Source organism: Amphritea sp. GJ51-11 (assembly GCF_055808735.1).
In genome coordinates this window covers 4,046,528-4,067,392 of sequence record NZ_CM147881.1, presented here as the reverse complement: position 1 = coordinate 4,067,392, position 20,865 = coordinate 4,046,528, and the positions used below count along the sequence as shown (strand labels likewise).

Sequence of the window (20,865 nt, the reverse complement as noted above, 5' to 3'; positions counted from 1 at the left end):
CTTAGAGGTAGGCCGGGATTAGCTGGATAAGTTGCTGTACGGCTTGTCCTCGGTGACTAATTTTGTTTTTCTGCTCAGGGGGCAGCTGAGCCGAAGCGATATCCAGCCCTGGCACTAAAAACAGAGGGTCATAACCGAAGCCATTATCGCCCTGAGGCAGCGGCAGGATTTGTCCTTCCCAGCTACCCTGACAGATGAGCGGTGTTGGGTCTTCCGCATGGCGCATAAACACGAGGACACAGCGAAACCGGGCGCTACGCTGCTCGGGTGATGTACCTTCTAGTTGCTGTAACAGTTTTTGATTATTGTCGGCGTCACTCGCACCGAGGCCAGCAAAGCGGGCGGAATAGATGCCCGGTGCGCCATTAAGGGCATCTACTTCAAGCCCAGAATCGTCAGCTAGCGCCGGCAGTCCGGTTAGCTGACAAGCATGGCGGGCTTTAATAATGGCGTTTTCAACAAAGCTGAGGCCGGTTTCGTCGGCATCCGGCACATTGAATTGTGATTGAGGGACGACTTCAACCCCTAAGTCGCCCAATACCTGATTAAACTCTTTCAGTTTGCCTTTATTACCACTGGCAAGAACGATTTGGCGGGTCATGGAAAACCTTTTTATGTAGATGCTGTAAATAGATGAGCCGACGGTTTAGTCGATATAAAAACGTTGCTCAAATTTGATGCTGTAAGCCGGCAGATTAGGATCTGGCTGCACTTTCAGGTCAAATCGCAGTACTTGATCATCAGTAAAGACAAACTCACCGATATAGTACAGCGCGCCGGTTTCTTTGATCGTTTGAAAATTCAGTGTCTGCTTTTGTGAGGTCAGACTGATCACATCGCCAGCGACTACGGCTGTTACCGGCTTGGTGCTGCCATCCGCTTGTTTTTGCAGCACAGAGATATTCAATAACCCCTTGGTTTTACTGCGCTGAATGCCATAGGACGCGGCGATATCTGGCTGGATAAAACTGCTGTTAAAGGCGTTGTAGTGAATCATATAGTCACCATGGGTGACCATCTGCTCGGCACTGGCGGTGCTGCTCATCGTGGTACTTAATAGCGCCGCCATCATAATCAGAGCGGCTGATAGCTTGGTAAAAATTCTGTGATTGAAGCGTTGTTGCATTGTCATTCTCCCTAGCGGGTGATCCGGTAAATGGCGACTTCGCCTAGCATGTTGGGCCAGAGTCGGATCGACCAGTGATGTTTATGTTGATTATCCACAACGGTGCGGTCAAGGATATGGACGTTTCGTTCGACGCACAGTTGTTCAAAATCTTTAAAGGTACAGAAATGGATGTTGGGCGTGTTGTACCAAGTATAGGGCAGGAACTTTGAAACCGGCATTCTGCCGCGAAATGCCAGATAGCCTCGGGCGCGCCAGTGACCAAAATTAGGAAAGGTGACAATGCACTCTTTACCAATTCGCAGCATTTCATCGACTATCTGATCTGGGCGGGTCATCACCTGTAGCGCTTGGGTCATAATGACGGTGTCGAAGCTATGGTCATCGATACTGGCAAGGCCGTCGTCGATATTGATCTCGATAACATTGACCCCTTTTTCGAGGCAGGCAGTGATATTGTCATGATCCACTTCCACGCCATAGCCGCGCGTTTGTTTCTGCTGGTGCAGGTAGGACAGCAGTTCACCGTCACCACAGCCAAGGTCGAGTACTTTACTGCCGGGCTTGACCCACTCTTGAATAATTTCCAGATCAGCGCGCATTAGTTGTTCTCCTTAGCGGTGCTGGGAATATCGTTTGCGACCTGTTTCATATAGGCGGCGTAAATATCCATATAGCGAGGGGTTGGAATCAAAAACGCATCATGGCCGTGATCGGAGTCTACTTCGGCATAGCTTACCTGTTTTTCGGCGGCCACCAGTGCATCGACAATTTCGCGCGAGCGTTGAGGGGCAAAGCGCCAGTCAGAGGTAAACGCAATGAGCATAAATTTACAGCGGGCGTTGCGGACGGCTTCGGCCAGATCATCACCATAATCGGCAGCGGGATCGAAGTAATCCAGCGCCTTGGTCATCAGCAGATAAGTATTGGCGTCAAACGCGGTGGAGAAACGTTCCCCCTGATAGTGCAGGTAGGTTTCCACTTCAAACTGAGGGTTAAAGTCGTAGCTGAGTTTCCCCTCTCTCAGTTCCCGGCCAAATTTCTCCCGCATGCCATCATCGGACAGATAGGTGATGTGTCCGAGCATGCGCGCCAGCATCAGACCGGTTTTGGGTACCTTGCCGTTTTCATAGAAGTGGCCATTGTTAAAATCGGGATCACGGGTGATCGCTTGCCGGGCAACTTCATTAAAAGCGATATTCTGGGCGCTGAGTTTAGGCGCTGCGGCAATAATCAGGCAGTGACGTAACCGCTCTGGGTAGTTGATTGCCCATTGGAGCGCCTGCATACCGCCGAGACTGCCGCCGACGACGGCGGCCCACTGTTTGATACCGAAGTGATCGGCAAGGCGGGCTTGGCTCTCGACCCAATCGGGAACGGTCATAATGGGAAAATCAGGCCCAAAGGGTTTGCCGGTTTCTGGGTTGATACTCTGAGGGCCGGTGGAGCCATGACAGCCGCCAAGGTTATTCAGGCCGATAACAAAAAAGGTGTTGGTATCGATCGGTTTGCCCGGTCCAATCGCCGAATCCCACCAGCCGGGTTTACTTTCGTCGGCGCTGTTATAGCCGGCTAGATGTTGATTGCCGGACAGTGCATGACAGACCAAAATAGCGTTGGAAGCATCGGCATTGAGGCTGCCGTAGGTTTCGATGATGAGTTCATAGCGGTCGAGTTGGCGACCACAGGCTAATGGTAACGGTTGGTCAAAACAGATCGTTTGCGGTGTGACGATACCGACAGAATCTTCAGGAAATGATTGAGGCATAATGTTCTCTTAACGCAGATAACTGAAAAAATGTTGCTGACAGACCCGGTCGAGCTTCACATTTCGTACAACAGCGCCTTGCTATCCAAGATCAGATAGCCTGTCGGGCGGTCATTATGCAGAGATATCAGTATCACTTCAGTGGTGCTCAATCGTTAGTGTTTCAGGGAATTTTTTGGGTTGTTCGATCTTTACCCGCTTCTGCCGGCCCAGCTCACCTTTGAGGATGGTGACAGAACTCTTTGCTACGCCAAACTGTTTCGCGAGGAATTTTATCAGATGGGCATTAGCTTTGCCCTCTATCGGCGGTGCCGTGATGCGTATTTTAACACTATCATCGTGTAGGCCAACAATCGCATCATTGCTGGCTTTCGGTTGCAGGTGACAGCGAAGAATTAAGCTATCATCCTGCCAGCTATAAAAGTCTGCCATGACCGACCTCAGAGTAGGAAGTGGGTCAGGCTGCTGAGCTGTGAACGGGCGATCTGAATCACGAAAAAGATCAAAATCGGTGATAGATCAAGGCCGCCCAGCGAGGGGATAACCCTACGGGCCAGACCAAATACCGGCTCGGTCAGTTGCGTAATCAGTTGTGGCCCTGGATGGTAACTTCCTGGAGCAACCCAGCTGATAATCACGGAACCGATTACCGCATAAAAATAGATGGTTAAGATGGTGTCTAGCACGCCAACACCCGACAGCACCAACATGGCGGTGAAGTTATCGCCAATACTCTGCCCCTTAAACAACAGGATAGCGGCCCAAGTAGCGATGTTGATAACAAATGCCAACACCAGCGGAGACATATCGATATTGCCTGGGCGTGGCAAGATACGATGCAACGGCGCTAAAGGCGCTGCCGTAATTTTAACGACAGCCTGACAAATCGGGTTGTAATAATCGGCTTTCGCGACCTGTAGTAAAAAGCGTAGCACTACAATAAACGCATATAGCTGGCCGAACAGCTGAATGATTGAACTGAGCGGATCGGATCCCATTGTCTCTGTTCCTGTTACCTGTATCTAGTTGAATTTTTATGGGCTCTGGGCCGCAATAAGACTGACCCAGAGTATAGAGCCTTTCCCGGTGACTATGAACCGAAGAAAGGCTTTTTATATCATCTGGTTATTTACCCAGTTCTTCAGCCATCTCTTGTGCTCTATTGCTACAGGCTTGCATGCCGTTATCGATGATCTCTGGCAGTCCTTGCTCGATGAAGGTTTTAATCGCTTGTTCGGTGGTGCCGTTCGGTGAACAGACTCTGCGGCGTAACTCGGCGGGCTCAACATCGCTTTGGCGCGCCATCTCTGCGGCACCTAAGGCGGTCTGAATCGTCAGCTGTTGTGCAACTTCGCGGCTAAGTCCGAGTTTTTCGCCGGCAGCAGCCATCGCTTCCATGATTAAGAAGTAGTAAGCCGGGCCGCTACCGGAAACCGCTGTCACCGCATCCAGTTGCGGTTCGTTATCAACCCATAGGGCCAGCCCAGTCGCTTGCATCACCTGTTCAGTCTGTTGACGCTGACTATCTGAAACCTGTGGGTTAGCATAGAGACCACAGGCGCCTTTTTGTACCAGTGACGGCGTATTTGGCATGCAGCGTACCAGTGCAATGTTGCCGCCGAGCCATTGTTCTAAGCTGTTACAAAGCACACCTGCGGCTACTGACACGATCAGTGGTTGATGTTGCTGTACTGCTTCAGCCATTGACTGAGCGACGGTTTTTAAGATCTGCGGCTTAACGGCGAAAATGACGATATCTGCAGCGGCGACGGCGGCGTTGTTATCGGTTGTGGTATGCAACCCCTGCTGTTTAAGGTCAGCCAGTTTTTCCAGCTGAGTGCCGGTGGTCCAGATACTAGCGGCTGGGTAGCCGTTGCTGAGGAGTCCGCCGATGATCGCCCGAGCCATGTTACCTGTGCCGATAAATGCCAGTGTTGGTTGTGTGCTCACGTTACATTCCTAATCTTAAAAAGAGTTGTCAAAGTTAGTCTGTCAATTTTCACTGCTGCTGGCTATAGTCGCGTGGGCCAAACAGCGCGGTGCCTATTCGCACGATAGTAGCGCCTTCTAAAATAGCGGCCTCCATATCACCTGACATACCCATCGACAGCGTATCGAGGGGGGTATTGGGCAGCTGTTGTTGCAAACCGTGCAAGAGTACATTGAGCTGCGCAAAGGGAGCGCGTTGGCGCTGCGGGTCAGCATCACTGGCCGGAATCGCCATGAGTCCTCGTAAGCGAATGTTAGGCAGGCTAGCGACCTCGGTGGCCAGCGCGGTTAATTCTGCGGGAAGGACGCCGGACTTGCTCACTTCTTCGCTAATGTTGACCTGTAAACAGATGTTTAATGGCGGCAGGCTCGCTGGACGTTGATCATTGAGCCGTTGAGCGACCTTAAAACGGTCAACACTGTGTACCCAGCTAAAATTTTCAGCAATGGGCCGCGTTTTGTTCGACTGTATTGGGCCGATAAAGTGCCAGCAAATATCCAAGTCACTGAGGGCATCGATCTTATCCAGTGCTTCTTGGAGGTAATTCTCGCCAAAATCTCGCTGCCCGGCCGACCACGCTTGACGCAGTTCATCGGCTTGCCGTGTTTTACTTACGGCCAGCAGGTTTATACTCTGAGGTTGACGTTTGGCATGTTCTGCCGCCGTCGCAATTTGTACACGTAGTTGGTCGAGACGGTCTGTTATCTGTGTCATATTGTAAAACTAGCGATTGGCTATAATGAATGATTCTGATAAAACGGAACTACAATGGAACTACAATAGTTTCATTATAGCGAGCAACCCGTTAGGGTCAGGCGTCTATAATACCAGAGAACCTAACGTAACCCGCGAATATTTGCCGTTGCGAAAAGGGTTTTCAGATCAATATCGGGGTGCTTTTTCAGGGTTTTATGGTAAATCATCCCCGCCACTGAGCAAAATAGGCAGAATAAGGCCTTTATAAGCTTGCTGAGTGCTTTTATTATGGAAAAGGGTCATGCGCGGTTTGTTAAGCCTTTCATATTAAGGCTGTGACGCTTACAGATAACCAATGGAGCTGCTGGTCGGTTCCCTAAACACCTGAGAAGCCATGGATATTACAGAACTCTTATCTTTTACTGTTCAGCAGGGAGCATCCGACCTCCATATCACCGCGGGGATGCCCCCGGTTATTCGGGTTGATGGCGAAGTCCGTAGGATTAAGCTGCCTTCTCTGGAACATAAGCAGGTTCATACGCTGATTTACGACATCATGAACGATAAGCAGCGTAAGGACTATGAAGAACGGTTTGAAACCGACTTTTCATTTGAAGTGCCCGGACTGGCGCGTTTTCGTGTTAACGCCTTTAACCAGAACCGGGGTGCCGCAGCCGTCTTCCGGACCATTCCTAGTCGGGTACTGACCATGGACGATCTGGGCATGGGACAGGTGTTTCGTACCCTTGCCGATAATCCTCGTGGATTGGTGCTGGTGACGGGGCCGACAGGTTCCGGTAAAAGTACCACGCTGGCAGCGATGGTGGATTACATCAATGACACTCGCAACGAACATATTCTAACCATTGAAGACCCGATCGAATTTGTCCATCAGAGCAAGAAGTGTCTGGTTAACCAGCGAGAAGTGCATCGGGATACCCTAGGCTTTGATGAAGCGCTGCGTTCGGCGCTACGTGAAGACCCGGATATTATTCTGGTGGGTGAGATGCGAGATTTGGAAACCATCCGCCTGGCGTTAACCGCCGCTGAAACCGGCCATTTGGTATTTGGTACACTGCACACCACCTCAGCAGCTAAAACCATTGACCGTATTATCGATGTGTTCCCGGCGGCAGAGAAATCGATGGTGCGTTCTATGCTGTCGGAATCCCTACAGGGGGTTATCTCTCAAACGTTGTTGAAAAAGCCCAAAGGTGGCCGAGTAGCAGCGCATGAAATTATGGTGGGGACACCGGCGATACGTAACCTCATCCGTGAAGATAAGGTCGCGCAAATGTATTCCGCGATTCAGACTGGTGCTGGCTTTGGTATGGTGACGTTGGATCAGTCCCTATCGGACCTAGTTAAAAAAGGTATCATTACTCGCGAAACTGCGCGTGTTAAAGCCATGAACTCTAAGAATTTCTAACACGGGGCTGTTATTGTGGATATTACCCAGCTACTTAAGGTTATGACCGATCGGGAGGCCTCCGATCTGTTTATTACTGCCGGAGCACGTCCTAGTATTAAGGTTGATGGCACAATGAAGCCATTAACCAAAGAAGCATTGAAGCCTGCTCAGGCACGGGCGCTGACGTATAGCACCATGAATGATAAGCAGCTGGCTGAATATGAAGGCACACACGAGTGTAACTTTGCTATTAGTGCCCATGGCATTGGCCGTTTTCGGGTTAGCGCCTTTTTCCAACGAAACTCGCCTGGCATGGTATTGCGACGTATTAATACCAATATTCCATCAATGGAAGAGCTTAACCTGCCACAGGTGTTGAAAGATCTATCCATGACCAAACGGGGGCTGATCCTGTTTGTGGGTGGCACTAGTACCGGTAAATCGACCTCCTTGGCGTCGATGATCGATTATCGTAATACCAACAGCGCCGGTCATATTATTACCATTGAAGACCCGATTGAGTATATCCACGAGCATAAGCAGAGTGTGATTACTCAGCGAGAAGTGGGCTTGGATACGGAATCATTCGAGATAGCTCTGAAGAATACCCTGCGTCAGGCTCCCGATGTGATTTTGATGGGGGAGATTCGTAGTTCCGACACCATGGGTTACGGCTTGACCTTCGCTGAGACCGGTCATCTATGTATGGCAACGCTGCACGCTAATAATGCTAACCAAGCGTTAGACCGTATTATTAGTTTCTTCCCGCCAGAGCATCACGCCCAGATCTGGATGGACCTGTCGCTTAACCTGAAAGCGATCGTCGCTCAACAGTTGCTGCCGACCAAAGATGGCAAGGGGCGTCGGGCAGTGGTCGAAGTGTTGATCAATACGCCGCTGATGCAGGATCTTATCCGTAAAGGTGAGGTGCATGAGCTGAAAGAGGTGATTAGCAAGTCCACTAACTTAGGTATGCAAACCTTCGATCAGGCATTGTTCAATGAGTATAAAGCCGGCACCATCAATTATGATGTGGCGATTGCTCATGCGGACTCACCTAACGATCTGCGCTTGATGATTAAGCTTAACGCTGAAACAAACCCTGAACTCGATGGCGGTACTGAAGATTCCGGCTTCTTCCTGCAAGATGATGAAGATTTCCTGCAGAATGACGGTATCCTCGATGTTAAGGGGATGTAATAGCGGTTTATAGCGCTTGCGTTACTGAAACCCCGCCATCAGGCGGGGTTTTTTGTTAGGGCTGCATTTGTACTGGGAGCCCTTTCTGGCGAGTATCAGAGATTTAGCTGTGCTGTCCAGATACGGGTTACCGCTTGTCGATACTCCTCTAATTCGTTTGCGCTAACACTATTTGCTCGGCCTTGCAGTACCTGCCGGTGTCCCACCGAACGATAATCTTTATAGGCTTCTCGGAGTATCTGGGTATCCTCTTCAGCCATCACACCGGTGTTCTCCATGGCGTCTAGAATACGAATGTTATCGGTATATTCGATCAATTCAGGGTATTGATGTGCAAAGGCCAAGGCGCTGTACTGCACAATAAATTCAATATCGACAATACCGCCGCGATCCTGTTTTAAATTGAACAACGCATCGCTATCTTTTTCGGCGGTGCCGAGGTGGTTGCGCATTTTTTCACGCATTTGAACCACTTCTGTGGATAACAGCGTCAGATCTCGCGGCTGGCTGAGGATATCACTGCGAACCTGTTCAAATTTAGCCTTTAATGAGGCGGATCCGGTAATTACCCGGGCTCGGACAAGCGCCTGATGTTCCCATGTCCAGGCTTCCTTCTCTTGGTATTCGGCAAAGGCTTTCAGCGAACTGACCAGTAGCCCCGACTTACCGGAGGGGCGTAGACGCATATCCACTTCGTAGAGGTCGCCACCGGTGGTAAAGGTGTTGAGAATATGAATGATTTTTTGACCTAAGCGGGTGAAAAAGACCGAGTTAGCAATTGGCTTTTTACCTTCGGTGTATAAGCTAGCATCGGCATCATGTATGAACACTAGGTCGAGATCCGAACCGTAGGATAGCTCAATGCCCCCCAGCTTGCCGTAACCGACAATAATAAAGTCAGGATCACAGGCAATGCCCGGTGATTTCAACGGTACGCCATGCTTTTCCGATAACTGCCGCCATGCGATGTCGAGGACGACATCCAAAATCACCTCCGCCAGCCAGGTGAGATAGTCACTGACCTTCATGAGCGGTAGCGCGCCGGTAATATCTGATGCTGCCACGCTTAACACATGAGCACTCTTGAAATAACGCAGGGTATCCATTAGTTGCTCTTCATCCTCTTCGGGAATACGTAGCAGCTGTTGCCGTAGGTCAGATTGTAGAGTGTCTTTCGAGGGCGGGGAGTAGAGGCTGCGCTGATCGATTAACTCATCTAGCAGCACCGGCTGTTTTGTCAGCGTTTCACTGAACCAAGCGCTCGCCGAACAGAGTCGCACCAGCTGTTTCATCGCATCGGGATTTTCTGCTAGCAATACCAAATAGGATGAGCGGCGAATGATCGCTTGAATTAGCAGTAATACCCGCTCGAGGGTTTCGCTGGCGTTATCCACTGTCGAGACTTCGCTCATCAGCTTCGGCAACACCGCTAAGAGGCGTTCGTGGCCAACCGCTTGCATCACCTGAACCGAACGGCTGGATTTTAGGTGGTTGAACGCTTGCCACGCCTGCTGCGGGTTATCTAAGCCATGCTTGGCGAAGAAGGCTTCACCTTCTTCGGCTTCGAACTCACTGTTCCATAGCAGCAGCCAGTCACTGTGATGGTCGTCCTGTTGTAGGTGCGTCTCTGCGGGTGCAATAACATCTGCAAAATGCTCCGTGACTCGGTCACGCTGCCGTTGTAATGCGGCCATAAAAGTATCCCAGTCGTCAAAGCCCATGCTATAAGCCATACGCGCCTGGTCGATGGTTTCCATCGGTAGTTCTTGGGTTTGGCGATCGGCCACCGCCTGAATCACATGCTCGGCATTACGTAAAAAGATATAGGCTTCGGCTAACTCTGCGACCGCCTGTTCCGGGATGCCAACGGTTTCCGGCAGTAGCGGTAAAATTGTTAGCAGCTCCCGTTGCTGTAAACGCGGGTCTCGTCCGCCACGGATAAGCTGAAAGGCTTGGCCGATAAACTCCACTTCACGGATCCCGCCGGCACCTAATTTCACATTGCCTTGTAGGCCTTTGCGGCGCACCTCTTTATTGATCATCTCCTTCATTGAGCGGAGGGAGTCGAAGGCACTGAAATCGATATATTTGCGATACACGAAGGGGCGCAGCATTTCCTGTAGTTCGGCACCGGCCTGTTGGTCACCCGCGACCACCCTCGCTTTAATCATGGCATAACGTTCCCAATCCCGGCCTTGGGTTTGATAGTAATCTTCCATGGCGGGAAAGCTGCAAACCAATGGGCCGCTAGCACCGTAGGGGCGCAAGCGCATATCAGTACGAAACACAAAGCCATCGGCAGTGATGTTATCTAGTGCTTGGATCAGTTTCTGGCCTAAACGACTAAAGAAATCCTGGTTTGCCAGTACACGCCGACCACCTTCGGTCATGCCTTTTTCGGGATAGGCAAAAATCAGGTCAATATCGGATGATAGATTGAGTTCGTGGGCACCGAGTTTGCCCATACCCAGCACCACGAGTTGCTGTGGTTTTTTTGGCGCGCCATCTTCCGGTGATGCATGAGGTGTGCCCCACTTTGCGCAACAATCGTTATAGAGCCACTTTAAGGCTTGATCGATACAGGCATCGGCTAAAGCGGATAGGTCCGAGGTGGTCATAGACATATCGGCCGATCGGGTAAGGTCACGCCAAATAATGCGGACCATTTCCCGCTGGCGAAACTGTCTTAGAATGCTATGTAGCTGAGGTTCATTGTCGACCCCGGTGATGCGCTGTGCGAGCTGCTGCGGATACTCGGAATCGGCGTAGTCACGATAAAGGTCATTGGTCTGCTGTAATTCGGTCAACAGGGCAGGGGTGCGGCTAAGCTGGTCGGCTACATAATCACTCCCGGCCAGCACCCGTATTAGGTCGTTATAGAAGTCAGCACTCTGATTTGGGAGTTGTTTCACCGCCTCTGAGGCTTTGTCGAGATTTAGCGAGGTATTGGCTTGAATTAGAGGGGGAAGTTGTTGAATTAATTGGCTGAGCATAATCGAGGTACTCTGTCCGGTGACCGATTGATCGTTTCAGCTTACCAAAAAGCACTTTTTGTCTCGATAGGTTTAATAACGATAAGTGCGTCATAAAAAATTAATAATGCCAAAGGCGAATGATAAAAAACTGATAAAACAAATAGTTATAAAGAAATAGCAGCTTGAGCATGGGCGTGACTATTTCCCTTAACCTTACAATGGTTACACTTATGTTTCATTTTGACTACAAATAGAAGTAAAGCCCACGTATACTCGCGCAAAATTTGCACTAACGCCGGTGGTTTTATGGTTACTAATAACCCGATTTTGCAGATGTTTGCACGATCTCCATTTCAGCCCATGCAAGCGCATATTGCTAAGGCTCATTCCTGTGCTATCCAGCTGATCCCTTTTTTTGATGCAGTGATGGCTGAAGATTGGGAAAAAGCAGCTGAAGTTCAACACAGTATTGCTGTGCTTGAAGGTGAAGCAGACTCAATGAAAAAAGAGATTCGTATGAATCTTCCGAATAGCTTATTTTTGCCCGTTCCCCGTACCGATCTACTCGAACTGCTGCGTATGCAGGACAAGATCGCCAACCGAGCTAAAGATATTGCCGGTTTGATGTTGGGTCGCAAGATGTCGGTACCGGTTCAGATACAACCGGCGATTGCCGAATATATTCGTTCTTCGCTTAAGACTTCCGGACAGGCATTGATCGCGCTCAATGAGCTCGATGAACTGATCACGGCGGGATTCCGCGGCCATGAAGTCGATGTCGTCGAAAAAATGATCCACGATCTGGATGATATGGAACACGATGCTGATGAGATGGAGCGTGAAGTTCGCTCATCCCTGTTTGATGTAGAGAAAGAGCTGCATCCTATTGACGCAATGTTCCTTTATCAAATTATTACTTGGATCGGCGATCTCGCTGATAAAGCACAACAGGTAGGCAGTCGCCTGCAGTTGTTGCTGGCTAAGTAAACGTTGCGAACAAACTTTCTCTGAATCTTTAAAATTAGGTAGTTATCATGAGCATCATTGCAGAGTATGGCAATATCCTGGTCATCATGGCATGTGTGTTTGGATTCTTCATGGCCTGGGGTGTGGGCGCGAATGATGTGGCGAATGCGATGGGCACCTCGGTGGGATCCAAAGCATTAACCCTGAAACAAGCGATTATTATCGCTATCATTTTTGAATTTGCGGGGGCTTATCTGGCGGGTGGTGCGGTAACCGCAACCATTCGTAAAGGTATTATTGATCCGGCGATCTTATCCGGTTCGCCGGAACTGCTGGTGTATGGCATGCTCTCGGCATTACTAGCCGCCGGTATCTGGCTGTTGATCGCTACTGCGATGGGCTGGCCGGTGTCGACCACCCATTCCATTGTGGGTGCGATTGTCGGCTTTGCTGCGGTCGGTATCTCGGTTGATGCGGTACACTGGGGCAAGGTAGGCAAGATCGTCGCCAGTTGGGTAGTCTCCCCGTTAACCGCCGGTTTTATCGCTTTCTTCCTCTTCCGCAGTGTCCAAAAGCTCATCCTCGATACCGAACATCCCTTTAACAACGCCAAAAAATATGTGCCGATGTACATCTTTGTGGTCGGCTTTATGATCTCGATGGTGACCTTTACTAAGGGCTTAAAGCATGTGGGCTTAAACCCTGGCTTCGGTATGAGTGCGTTGATCTCGGTTGGTATCGGTTTGATCACGATGGGGCTAGGCGTGCTGATGCTGCGTAAGATCCATGTGAAGGCAGAAGAAAACGTTGATTATCACTTCACCAGTGTTGAGAAAGTCTTTGGTGTGTTGATGATGTTCACCGCCTGTGCCATGGCTTTTGCCCATGGCTCTAACGATGTTGCCAATGCGGTCGGACCTCTGGCGGCGGTTGTTGGGGTTGTTGCTTCTGCGGGCGAAGTGGCTCAGGAATCATCAATGCCGGTCTGGATCCTGTTACTCGGAGGTAGTGGTATTGTGGCCGGTCTGGTGATGTATGGACATAAAGTGATCGCCACCGTGGGTAATAATATTACTGAGTTGACCCCTAGCCGTGGCTTCGCTGCGACGCTGGCGGCGGCTTCCACCGTGGTCTTTGCGTCGGGTACTGGCTTGCCTATTTCGACAACGCATACCTTGGTGGGTGCGGTGTTAGGTGTAGGTATGGCCCGTGGCCTTTCAGCACTGAACCTACAGGTTGTTGGGACTATCTTTGTCTCTTGGATTGTGACACTACCGGCCGGTGCGTTGCTCTCTATTGTGATCTTCTTTAGCCTGAAGGGTATCTTCGGCTAAGGTTAACCATGCGCTAAAACATTGAATACAAAAAAGGCGATCATCCGATGATCGCCTTAATGAGATGGTTCCCCTCGCTTTTAACCAGCTATGTTGGAAAGGTGACGAAACCAACAAGGAGAACCATCTCATGTATATCTAAGTCCTTGGAATCGATTTAGGCAAGTCTTCTTTTCATTTAATGGGTCGTGACGCCCAAGATCAGCAAGTTTGCAAAAAGAAACTCTCTCGTCAAAAACTCATTACGTTTATCGCTCAACTCCCACCATGTCTCATTGCATTTGAGGCCTGCGGCGGTGCTCATTGGTTAGGTCGCCTCTGCTTGGGTCATGGCCATGACGTTCGATTAATCCCACCTCAATACGTTAAACCTTTCGTTAAAGGCAACAAAAATGACTTTATCGATGCATTGGCGATTACTGAAGCGGCCCGTCGTCCTGACATGCGTTTTGTCGCCGTTAAGTCGATTGAGTCACAAAGTCAGCTTATCGTACACCGAGTGCGTGAAGGCTTTGTCGCCGATCGTACCGCCTGTATGTCACGTATAGGTGCGTTATTATTAGAGTTTGGATTGTCTTTCCCGCGTGGGCACTCGGCCATGAAAAGACTGTTTTCATGGTTAAGTATGCAAAAAGTAACACTATGCCCAGCCATCATTGGTGAGCTTCAGGTGCTGCATGAGCACTACTGTTATTTAAATGAAAAAATCGCCGCTCAGGACGCAAAAATCGTTAAACAGGTTAAGGAAAGTAGTCGTTGTCAGCTATTAAAAACGGTTCCAGGCATTGGTGACATGACAGCAAGCCAGTTAGCGGCAGAAGTAGGCAATGCGCATCAGTTTAAAAACGGTCGGGAAATGGCTGCCTGGTTAGGGTTGGTGCCACGGCAATATTCAACAGGAGGAAAACCGACATTATTAGGTATTAGTAAACGAGGTAATAAGCGCCTCAGGTGTTTACTGGTACATGGTGCGAGAGCGATCTTATCGCGATTAGACAGTTATCGAGGCGTAATGTACGACTGGCTAAGAAAGCTACGCGCAAAAAAATCATTTAATACAGTGTGCATTGCCTTAGCGAATAAGCTATCGAGAATAGCCTATGCCATTTTAAGTAAGAATGAGCCTTATCAGGTGCAACAAGTTTAATCGGGTTTGCAATAATAGAGCGTGATGATGAAAACGGTTGACCGTCTGGGTAGTAAACCTGTCACAAAAAACAGCTGTTATAAGCTGTCGGCTTTTTTAAGGGCTATCTGGCGCGGATGCTCATCGTGGAGCGGGAATAAAAGCTTCCCAACTTAAGACTCCGAATACATTAGCGCAAAACCACCTCACGATCACAAATCTATGTTGCAATCATGAGGGGAACCATACATTTTTATGTCTGGCATTTGTCGAACTATCAGCTGCGACTATGCCAGTTGCTATTGTGAAGTGATTATTGAAACTATTGTTGAAACACCAGCGCACCATCCAAAAGGGTGTAGCGTACGACGCCTTTCAGTGGAAAATTCATAAATGGCGTATTTGCCCCTGCCGAGCGGCGATTTTCATCGGTCAGCATCCACTCCTGTTGTGGATCGAAGATGCAGATATCCGCCGTACTTCCGACTGAGAGTGTCCCTAGTTCAATACCTAGCACGCTGGCAGGCCCTGAGGTTAGCTTAGCCAGCATTTGCGGCAGAGAGATAAGCTCTTGCTCTACCAGCATTAACGACAGCGACAGCAGCGTCTCAAGCCCTGTCATGCCCGGTTCGGTTGCGGCAAAAGGTGCTTGCTTAGCAGCTAATTCATGGGGCTGGTGGTCGGAACAGATCGCCTGAAAGCCATCGGTGACTAGCGCGTGGCGCAAACCGGCGCGGTCAAGTTGGCTGCGAAGTGGTGGAATCAGGTGGAAGCTCGGGTCGAAGCCATTGACGTTTTCATCGGTCAGTAGCAAATTCTGGATGGCAATATCCGCGGTTACTCGCAGTCCTCTATCGCGGGCATCCATGACCATTTTGACGGAACGTTCGCAGGATAGTTGACCAAAGTGCGCCTTCACGCCGGTTTGTTCAACCAGTAACAGACAACGGGCCACTTCGATGGTTTCAGCGCTTTCTGGAATGCCGCTCAGGCCCAGCCGGGTGCAGGTGATATCATCGTGCATGGTGCCGCCGGCGGCTAGGTCAGCGTCCATTGGCTGGAAAATCACCAACAGATCGTGGGTAGCTGCGTATTCTAGGCAGCGCACCAGTGTCAGCGAGCTACGGATCGGCTGCCGAGCGTTGGTAAAGCCGATACAGCCGGACTTACTTAGGCCATACATCGGGCTAAGTTGTTCGCCTTTCAGTTCCTGAGTCAGGGCACCCATCGGCAGTACTCGGGCATTACCCGCTTGCTTGGCTAGATCTTCGATGAGATCAATTACCGCTGAGTTATCCGCGATCGGTTTGGTCAGTGGTGGCATGCAGAGGGTGGTAATCCCGCCAGCTGCAGCCGCAGCCGTTTCGCTAGCGATTGTGCCTTTACGGCTGTAGCCGGGTTCGCGCAGGTTCGCGCACAGGTCGATCAGTCCTGGGCTGACGACCAGATTACGGGCATCGATCTGTTGGTCTGCGACAAAGCCGTCTGGGGCTTGGCCTAAGGCGGAGATCTTGCCATCGCTGATAAACAGGTCGGTGATCGTATCGATCTTGTTAGCAGGGTCGATGACCCGGCCATTCTTGATTGCAATATTGATACTCATAACGTTACTCACTCTCCCGGCGGGCCTGATGTTCTGTCATCTGTCCGCCCATCGCCATCGACATAACCGCCATGCGCACGGCAATACCATTGGTTACCTGTTTCAATATCATCGATTTGGGGCCATCCGCAACGGAGGTTTCGATCTCAACGCCACGGTTAATGGGGCCTGGATGCATGACAATTGAATCGGGGTGGGTGAGCTTTAGCTTCTCTTCAGTGAGACCGTAAAGGGTATAGAATTCTGATTCGCTGGGCAGTAAAGCGCTCTGCATGCGCTCTTTCTGCAGCCGCAGCATCATTACCACATCGACCTCCTTGAGGCCCTGTTTCATATCGGTGAACACGGTAACGCCGAGTGCTTCGATATGTCGGGGGAGCAGGGTGGTCGGCGCAATCACACGTACTTCAGCCGCGCCTAAGGTACGCAATGCATGAATCTGTGATCGGGCTACCCTAGAGTGGAGGATATCGCCGACGATCGCTACTTTAAGCGGTTCAAAAGCGCCTTTATGCTGGCGAATGGTTAGCATGTCTAGCATCGCTTGGGTCGGATGGGCATGACGTCCATCGCCGGCATTAATCACCGCCACATGGGGGGTAACATTGCTAGCGATGTAGTGGGCAGCGCCGCTGTCTGAGTGACGCACGACAAACATATCGGAGTGCATCGCTTCCATCGTCATTAGGGTGTCTTTGAGGGTTTCGCCCTTAGAGGTTGATGACGTTTTAATATTCAGGTTAAGCACATCGGCAGATAGACGCTTAGCCGCCAGCTCAAAGGTGCTGGCGGTGCGGGTGCTGGCCTCGAAAAACAGGTTAACAACGGTTTTGCCTCGCAGCAACGGCACTTTTTTAACCTGCTGTGCGTTCATATCCACAAAGGAGTCGGCGGTATCGAGAATCTCGGTTAGCATCTCCCGACTTAGCCCTTCGGTGGTCAGAAAGTGTTTCAACTGACCGGCGCTGTTAAGCTGGATCAGATTGGGATCTTGTTGTACAAACATGGCAGATTCCGACGATGGGTTATAAGTTAGCTTTCTTGCGGATTTCCAGTGCCAGCGGCTCCGGCCCGGTGAGTTTGACCTGCTCATCATCGGCTAATAGCAGCGTGTCGCCGGTGACATCCGCCTGAATCGGTAGTTCGCGCCGATTTAGATCGAGTAGGGTGACCAGTGTGATGGATGCTGGACGGCCATAATCAAACAGCTCATTCATGGCGGCACGAATGGTTCGGCCGCTCATAATGACATCATCAACCAGAATGATATGGCGGTCTTCAGTCGCACTAGGCAGGGCCGAGGGCTGTACTTTGGGGTTCAAGCCGACGCGGGTAAAATCATCCCGGTAGAATGATATATCCAAGGTGCCTAGCGGACTGTCGAGGTTGAGTTGCTGATGTAGGTGTTCCGCTAGCCAAACGCCGCCGGTGCGGATGCCGATCATCATCGGATCATCAAGTTGTCGCGCCTTGATGAGGGTGGTTAGCTCGGTCGCCATTTTAGTTAACAGGTGATCGACTTTAATTACGCCCGATACCATAAAGGTCCTCCAGTCGGGTTTCACTGGATATCAGTTGGTCTGATTCAAACCAGCTTTCCAGAATCAGTTGAGCGGCAATGCCGTCAACGGAATTTTCTTTAAAATTACTGCTGCCGCCCCGAGACAGACTGATCTGTTTGGCTTCACGAGTCGTGAGCCGCTCATCGATCAGATAGCAGGGGAGTTGGCAGCGTTCTTTGAGACGGTTGGCGAATTTTCGTGCCCGGCGAGACATATCGCTGATACTACCATCCATATTCAGAGGGATGCCGACGACAATGGCAGCGGCCTGCCACTCGGTGATAAGTGCTTCAATCACATGCCAGTCGGGAATGCCATCGCGGGCGCTGATCGGCGCTAAGGGGGTGGCTGTGCCGGTGATCGCCTGACCGGCGGCAATGCCAATCCGGGTGGTGCCGAAATCAAAGCCTATTACTGGACCTGAGAGTGTGATCATTCCGCTTCTTTGAGTGGGTGAATGGCGAGGAAGCTGATTAGGCATGGCCGCTTTGGGAGGTTAATAGATTAAGATTAATCCCCATCGTTGCCGCTGCCGCCTGAAGTCGTTCCTCGGCCGGAGTGCGGAACATTATATCTAAATTAGCCGGGCAACTTAACCATGCATTGGCAGACAATTCTTGTTCTAATTGACCTGGACCCCACCCCGCATAGCCAAGGGCCACCAGAAAGGCGTCTGGTCCATGGTTTTCACTGACTGCTCGGAGAATATCTACCGAGGTGGTAAGGGTCACATCTGCGGTGATTTTATAGCTGGAATCCCATTTCGCTATGGTGGGACTATGGAGAATAAAACCGCGATCATTCTGTACTGGTCCGCCGGCATACACAGTAATGTTGGCGGGTACATTATGGTTGAGTTCGAGTAGTTGGAATAGCTCGTTGAGGTTCATCTCGGTGGGTCGGTTAATGACAATCCCCATCGCCCCGGATTCGTTGTGCTCGCAGATATAGATCAGGCTCTGGGCGAAGCCCGGATCGTCTAAGTGGGGCATAGAGAATAGGAAATGCCCCTGCAGGCTGCCGGGCAGGTAGAGTGAAGAGGCCTCTGTTGTCATAATGAATACCTGCCCTTGAGTTGTGCAGACGGTGAGTAAGTCATCAGGTCTGTTATGCTCAGTTTAGTAAGGTTTTAGTATACCCGGGTCGATTTCTCAAACTTCCAGGTACGGATAATCTCCAAGACATCGGTATTTTTGCGCATCTCAATAGGAAATTTTTGGAACGGTGCGGCCAGTTGCACGATCCGCACGGCGGCATCATCGAGTACCTTGTTGCCGGATGAGTGTAAAATACGAATATCTTTGACGCTACCATCGGGCAACACGCTAACCATCATCCGTAAGCTGCCGTACAGCTGATTCATTTGAGCTTCTTTGGGGTAGTTCAGGTTGCCCACCGATTCAATTTTACGTCGCCAGTTGGCCAGATAAACGGCATCGTTATGGCTTTTGGTGGCCGCTGAAGTCAGTCGTTTCACCCGTGGACGCTTGGCGTATGTCTGCCGCTCAAAATCTAACTGTGCTTGAAGGCTGGCGATCTCAAGGCTGCGGGATAGCAGTGACTGAGAGCTGCCGGGCGGCGGAGGGGGTGGTGCCGATTTATGGCGCTGCTCCAATAGGGTAGAGCGTTTTTTATCTTGTTTAGCGTGGGTGATAATCACCTGCTGTTCCGGCGCACTGTTAATGTTTTGCTCAACGCTTTCGGCAATATCCGCTGGGGCCGGGGCTTTCGCCGGGGTGGGAAGCGGCACCATCTGCGCGGGTTCTGTCAGTGGTTGCAGCGCGGCGGTTTCTTGAATATCTTGATGTTGAAAGTCGGCCTGTTCACGGGTAGATGGCAGCGCTTTCTTGTCAAGCTGGCCGCTGCCCTGCTGGTCAACCTGAGCGAGAAAATCCGCCTCTTCCGGCGGTTTGTCGCTTTTGAACTGCGCCAAGGTGATTTCCAGCGTCTGAGCCGGAGGCACTTTGGGCGTGATGGCAAAGCCAATGCCAAGAATAGCGGCGGCATGCACCGCTACGGCTAAAAACAGAGTAAAGCCGAGGCGGTCGGCTGCGGAAACAGCGGCGACGGCTTGGCTCATCTGAAGTGCCTAACAGGCAGGGAGTTAAGGGCGTGATTATGCATGGCGCTGCTTAAGTTTTTCTTCAATAACATCCATTAATTGCATCCCGATATCTAAACCGAATTGATTATCCAGTTCGCGGATACAGGTTGGGCTGGTGACATTGACTTCGGTGAGGTAATCACCAATGACATCCAACCCGGCAAATAAAATGCCCTGTGCTTTCAGTGTGGGTCCTACCTGTGCCGCGATCCATAGTTCCCGTTCGGTAAGAGGGCGGCCTTCGCCTCGGCCACCGGCGGCTAAGTTGCCTCGGGTTTCGCCATTGGTTGGAATACGCGAGAGACCATAAGGTACCGGCTCGCCATCGATCATCAAGATACGTTTATCGCCATCGACAATTTGAGGCAGATATTGCTGCGCCATAATAGTCTCGGTGCCGAACTTGGTTAGGGTTTCGATAATCACCCCTAGGTTAACGCCCTCTTCCTGAATGCGGAATATAGAGGTGCCTCCCATACCATCGAGAGGTTTGAAGATGACATCTTTGAATTCCGCATGGAATTCGCGCAGCAGGTCGTCACGACGGGTAACCAGTACCGGTGGGCAGCATTGTGGAAAATGGGTCGCAAAGATTTTCTCGTTATAATCCCGCAGCGCCTGAGGTCGGTTGACCATCAGGGTGTTGCCCTGCATCGCGGCCATTTCGAGGAGGTGGGTTGAATAGATAAACTCATTATCGAAGGGCGGATCTTTACGCATCAGCACGGCATCGAGAGTACTTACTTCCTGCACTTTATATTCACCACGATCGAACCATTTATCTGGGTTCATGTCGACGGTCATCGATGCCATTTTCGCCAACACCTTACCATCACGCAGATAAAGATCTTTCTGCTCCATGTACCAGATCTCCCAGCCTTTGCTTTGAGCGGCCCAAAGCATGGCGAGAGAGCTGTCTTTTTTGAAGCTGATGGACTCGATGGGATCCATCACAATGCCGATTTTAACTGTCATTGATGCGCCTTGTTTATCTATAAATTAGC

General features: G+C 50.6%; 21 protein-coding genes. 5 read left to right on the top strand and 16 right to left on the bottom strand.

The genetic code is table 11. The features are described 5' to 3' along the window. Position 1: 1 nt before the first annotated feature. The 8 genes from rdgB to AC0L4K_RS18345 form a co-directional block, all read right to left on the bottom strand. Positions 2-601 carry an RdgB/HAM1 family non-canonical purine NTP pyrophosphatase gene (gene rdgB / locus AC0L4K_RS18380; RefSeq protein WP_417226778.1) on the bottom strand — a complete coding sequence of 200 codons (600 nt, stop codon included), beginning with the start codon at positions 599-601 and terminating at the stop codon, positions 2-4. Between the two features lie 45 nt (positions 602-646). Next, entirely contained in the window at positions 647-1,126 is a 480-nt protein-coding gene (locus AC0L4K_RS18375; protein WP_417226780.1) for a DUF4426 domain-containing protein, read from the bottom strand. 11 nt (positions 1,127-1,137) lie between these two features. Next, positions 1,138-1,728 carry a methionine biosynthesis protein MetW gene (gene metW, locus AC0L4K_RS18370; protein WP_215952078.1) on the bottom strand — a complete coding sequence of 197 codons (591 nt, stop codon included), beginning with the start codon at positions 1,726-1,728 and terminating at the stop codon, positions 1,138-1,140. Then, the gene (gene metX / locus AC0L4K_RS18365; RefSeq protein ID WP_473267480.1) at positions 1,728-2,894 is read right to left on the bottom strand and encodes a homoserine O-succinyltransferase MetX; all 1,167 of its coding nucleotides are present in this window, start codon (positions 2,892-2,894) and stop codon (positions 1,728-1,730) included. The genes metW and metX overlap by 1 nt, the downstream gene beginning before the upstream one ends. Before the next feature lie 138 nt (positions 2,895-3,032). Then, positions 3,033-3,326: a DUF167 domain-containing protein gene (locus AC0L4K_RS18360; protein WP_215952080.1), complete on the bottom strand. Its 294-nt coding sequence runs from the start codon at positions 3,324-3,326 to the stop codon at positions 3,033-3,035. 8 nt (positions 3,327-3,334) lie between these two features. Continuing rightward, positions 3,335-3,892 (bottom strand): YggT family protein, encoded by a 558-nt coding sequence (locus AC0L4K_RS18355; protein ID WP_473267479.1) that lies wholly within the window; start codon positions 3,890-3,892, stop codon positions 3,335-3,337. Positions 3,893-4,019: 127 nt separating this feature from the next. Further along, positions 4,020-4,844 (bottom strand): pyrroline-5-carboxylate reductase, encoded by an 825-nt coding sequence (gene proC / locus AC0L4K_RS18350; protein ID WP_473267478.1) that lies wholly within the window; start codon positions 4,842-4,844, stop codon positions 4,020-4,022. 49 nt (positions 4,845-4,893) lie between these two features. Beyond that, positions 4,894-5,598, bottom strand: coding sequence for a YggS family pyridoxal phosphate-dependent enzyme (locus AC0L4K_RS18345; protein WP_473267477.1), 705 nt, complete (start codon positions 5,596-5,598; stop codon positions 4,894-4,896). A 376-nt stretch (positions 5,599-5,974) separates the two neighbouring features. On the opposite strand from AC0L4K_RS18345, the gene AC0L4K_RS18340 reads away from it, so the two are divergent. Together AC0L4K_RS18340 and AC0L4K_RS18335 are read left to right on the top strand one after the other, a co-directional pair. Then, on the top strand, positions 5,975-7,009 hold the full coding sequence (locus tag AC0L4K_RS18340) for a type IV pilus twitching motility protein PilT (protein ID WP_417226790.1): 1,035 nt from the start codon (positions 5,975-5,977) through the stop codon (positions 7,007-7,009). 15 nt (positions 7,010-7,024) lie between these two features. Continuing rightward, entirely contained in the window at positions 7,025-8,191 is a 1,167-nt protein-coding gene (locus tag AC0L4K_RS18335) for a PilT/PilU family type 4a pilus ATPase (RefSeq protein ID WP_417226792.1), read from the top strand. 95 nt (positions 8,192-8,286) lie between these two features. Here AC0L4K_RS18335 and glnE read toward each other — a convergent pair whose 3' ends face one another. Beyond that, on the bottom strand, positions 8,287-11,184 hold the full coding sequence (gene glnE, locus AC0L4K_RS18330) for a bifunctional [glutamate--ammonia ligase]-adenylyl-L-tyrosine phosphorylase/[glutamate--ammonia-ligase] adenylyltransferase (protein WP_473267476.1): 2,898 nt from the start codon (positions 11,182-11,184) through the stop codon (positions 8,287-8,289). A gap of 288 nt (positions 11,185-11,472) precedes the next feature. Between glnE and AC0L4K_RS18325 the strand changes: the two genes are divergently transcribed. The 3 genes from AC0L4K_RS18325 to AC0L4K_RS18315 all read left to right on the top strand — a co-directional run bounded on the left by AC0L4K_RS18325 (position 11,473) and on the right by AC0L4K_RS18315 (position 14,613). Then, the gene (locus AC0L4K_RS18325; protein ID WP_417226796.1) at positions 11,473-12,153 is read left to right on the top strand and encodes a TIGR00153 family protein; all 681 of its coding nucleotides are present in this window, start codon (positions 11,473-11,475) and stop codon (positions 12,151-12,153) included. Positions 12,154-12,200: 47 nt separating this feature from the next. After that, complete coding sequence (locus tag AC0L4K_RS18320; protein WP_417226798.1) at positions 12,201-13,466, top strand: inorganic phosphate transporter; 1,266 nt, start codon at positions 12,201-12,203, stop codon at positions 13,464-13,466. A 151-nt stretch (positions 13,467-13,617) separates the two neighbouring features. Continuing rightward, positions 13,618-14,613 (top strand): IS110 family RNA-guided transposase, encoded by a 996-nt coding sequence (locus AC0L4K_RS18315; RefSeq protein ID WP_473269250.1) that lies wholly within the window; start codon positions 13,618-13,620, stop codon positions 14,611-14,613. A gap of 301 nt (positions 14,614-14,914) precedes the next feature. Here the strand turns inward: AC0L4K_RS18315 and AC0L4K_RS18310 are convergent, their stop codons facing one another. From AC0L4K_RS18310 to gshB, 7 genes are all read right to left on the bottom strand, one after another. Beyond that, positions 14,915-16,195 carry a dihydroorotase gene (locus AC0L4K_RS18310; protein WP_473267475.1) on the bottom strand — a complete coding sequence of 427 codons (1,281 nt, stop codon included), beginning with the start codon at positions 16,193-16,195 and terminating at the stop codon, positions 14,915-14,917. A 4-nt stretch (positions 16,196-16,199) separates the two neighbouring features. After that, positions 16,200-17,201, bottom strand: coding sequence for an aspartate carbamoyltransferase catalytic subunit (locus tag AC0L4K_RS18305; RefSeq protein WP_473267474.1), 1,002 nt, complete (start codon positions 17,199-17,201; stop codon positions 16,200-16,202). 19 nt (positions 17,202-17,220) lie between these two features. Next, positions 17,221-17,736, bottom strand: coding sequence for a bifunctional pyr operon transcriptional regulator/uracil phosphoribosyltransferase PyrR (pyrR, locus tag AC0L4K_RS18300; RefSeq protein WP_417226409.1), 516 nt, complete (start codon positions 17,734-17,736; stop codon positions 17,221-17,223). Then, on the bottom strand, positions 17,717-18,193 hold the full coding sequence (gene ruvX, locus AC0L4K_RS18295; RefSeq protein ID WP_473267473.1) for a Holliday junction resolvase RuvX: 477 nt from the start codon (positions 18,191-18,193) through the stop codon (positions 17,717-17,719). The genes pyrR and ruvX overlap by 20 nt, the downstream gene beginning before the upstream one ends. Positions 18,194-18,230: 37 nt before the next feature. After that, positions 18,231-18,812 (bottom strand): YqgE/AlgH family protein, encoded by a 582-nt coding sequence (locus AC0L4K_RS18290; protein WP_473267472.1) that lies wholly within the window; start codon positions 18,810-18,812, stop codon positions 18,231-18,233. 74 nt (positions 18,813-18,886) lie between these two features. Next, complete coding sequence (locus tag AC0L4K_RS18285; protein ID WP_417226415.1) at positions 18,887-19,837, bottom strand: energy transducer TonB; 951 nt, start codon at positions 19,835-19,837, stop codon at positions 18,887-18,889. 36 nt (positions 19,838-19,873) lie between these two features. Further along, positions 19,874-20,836 carry a glutathione synthase gene (gene gshB, locus AC0L4K_RS18280; protein ID WP_473267471.1) on the bottom strand — a complete coding sequence of 321 codons (963 nt, stop codon included), beginning with the start codon at positions 20,834-20,836 and terminating at the stop codon, positions 19,874-19,876. Positions 20,837-20,865 lie beyond the last annotated feature (29 nt).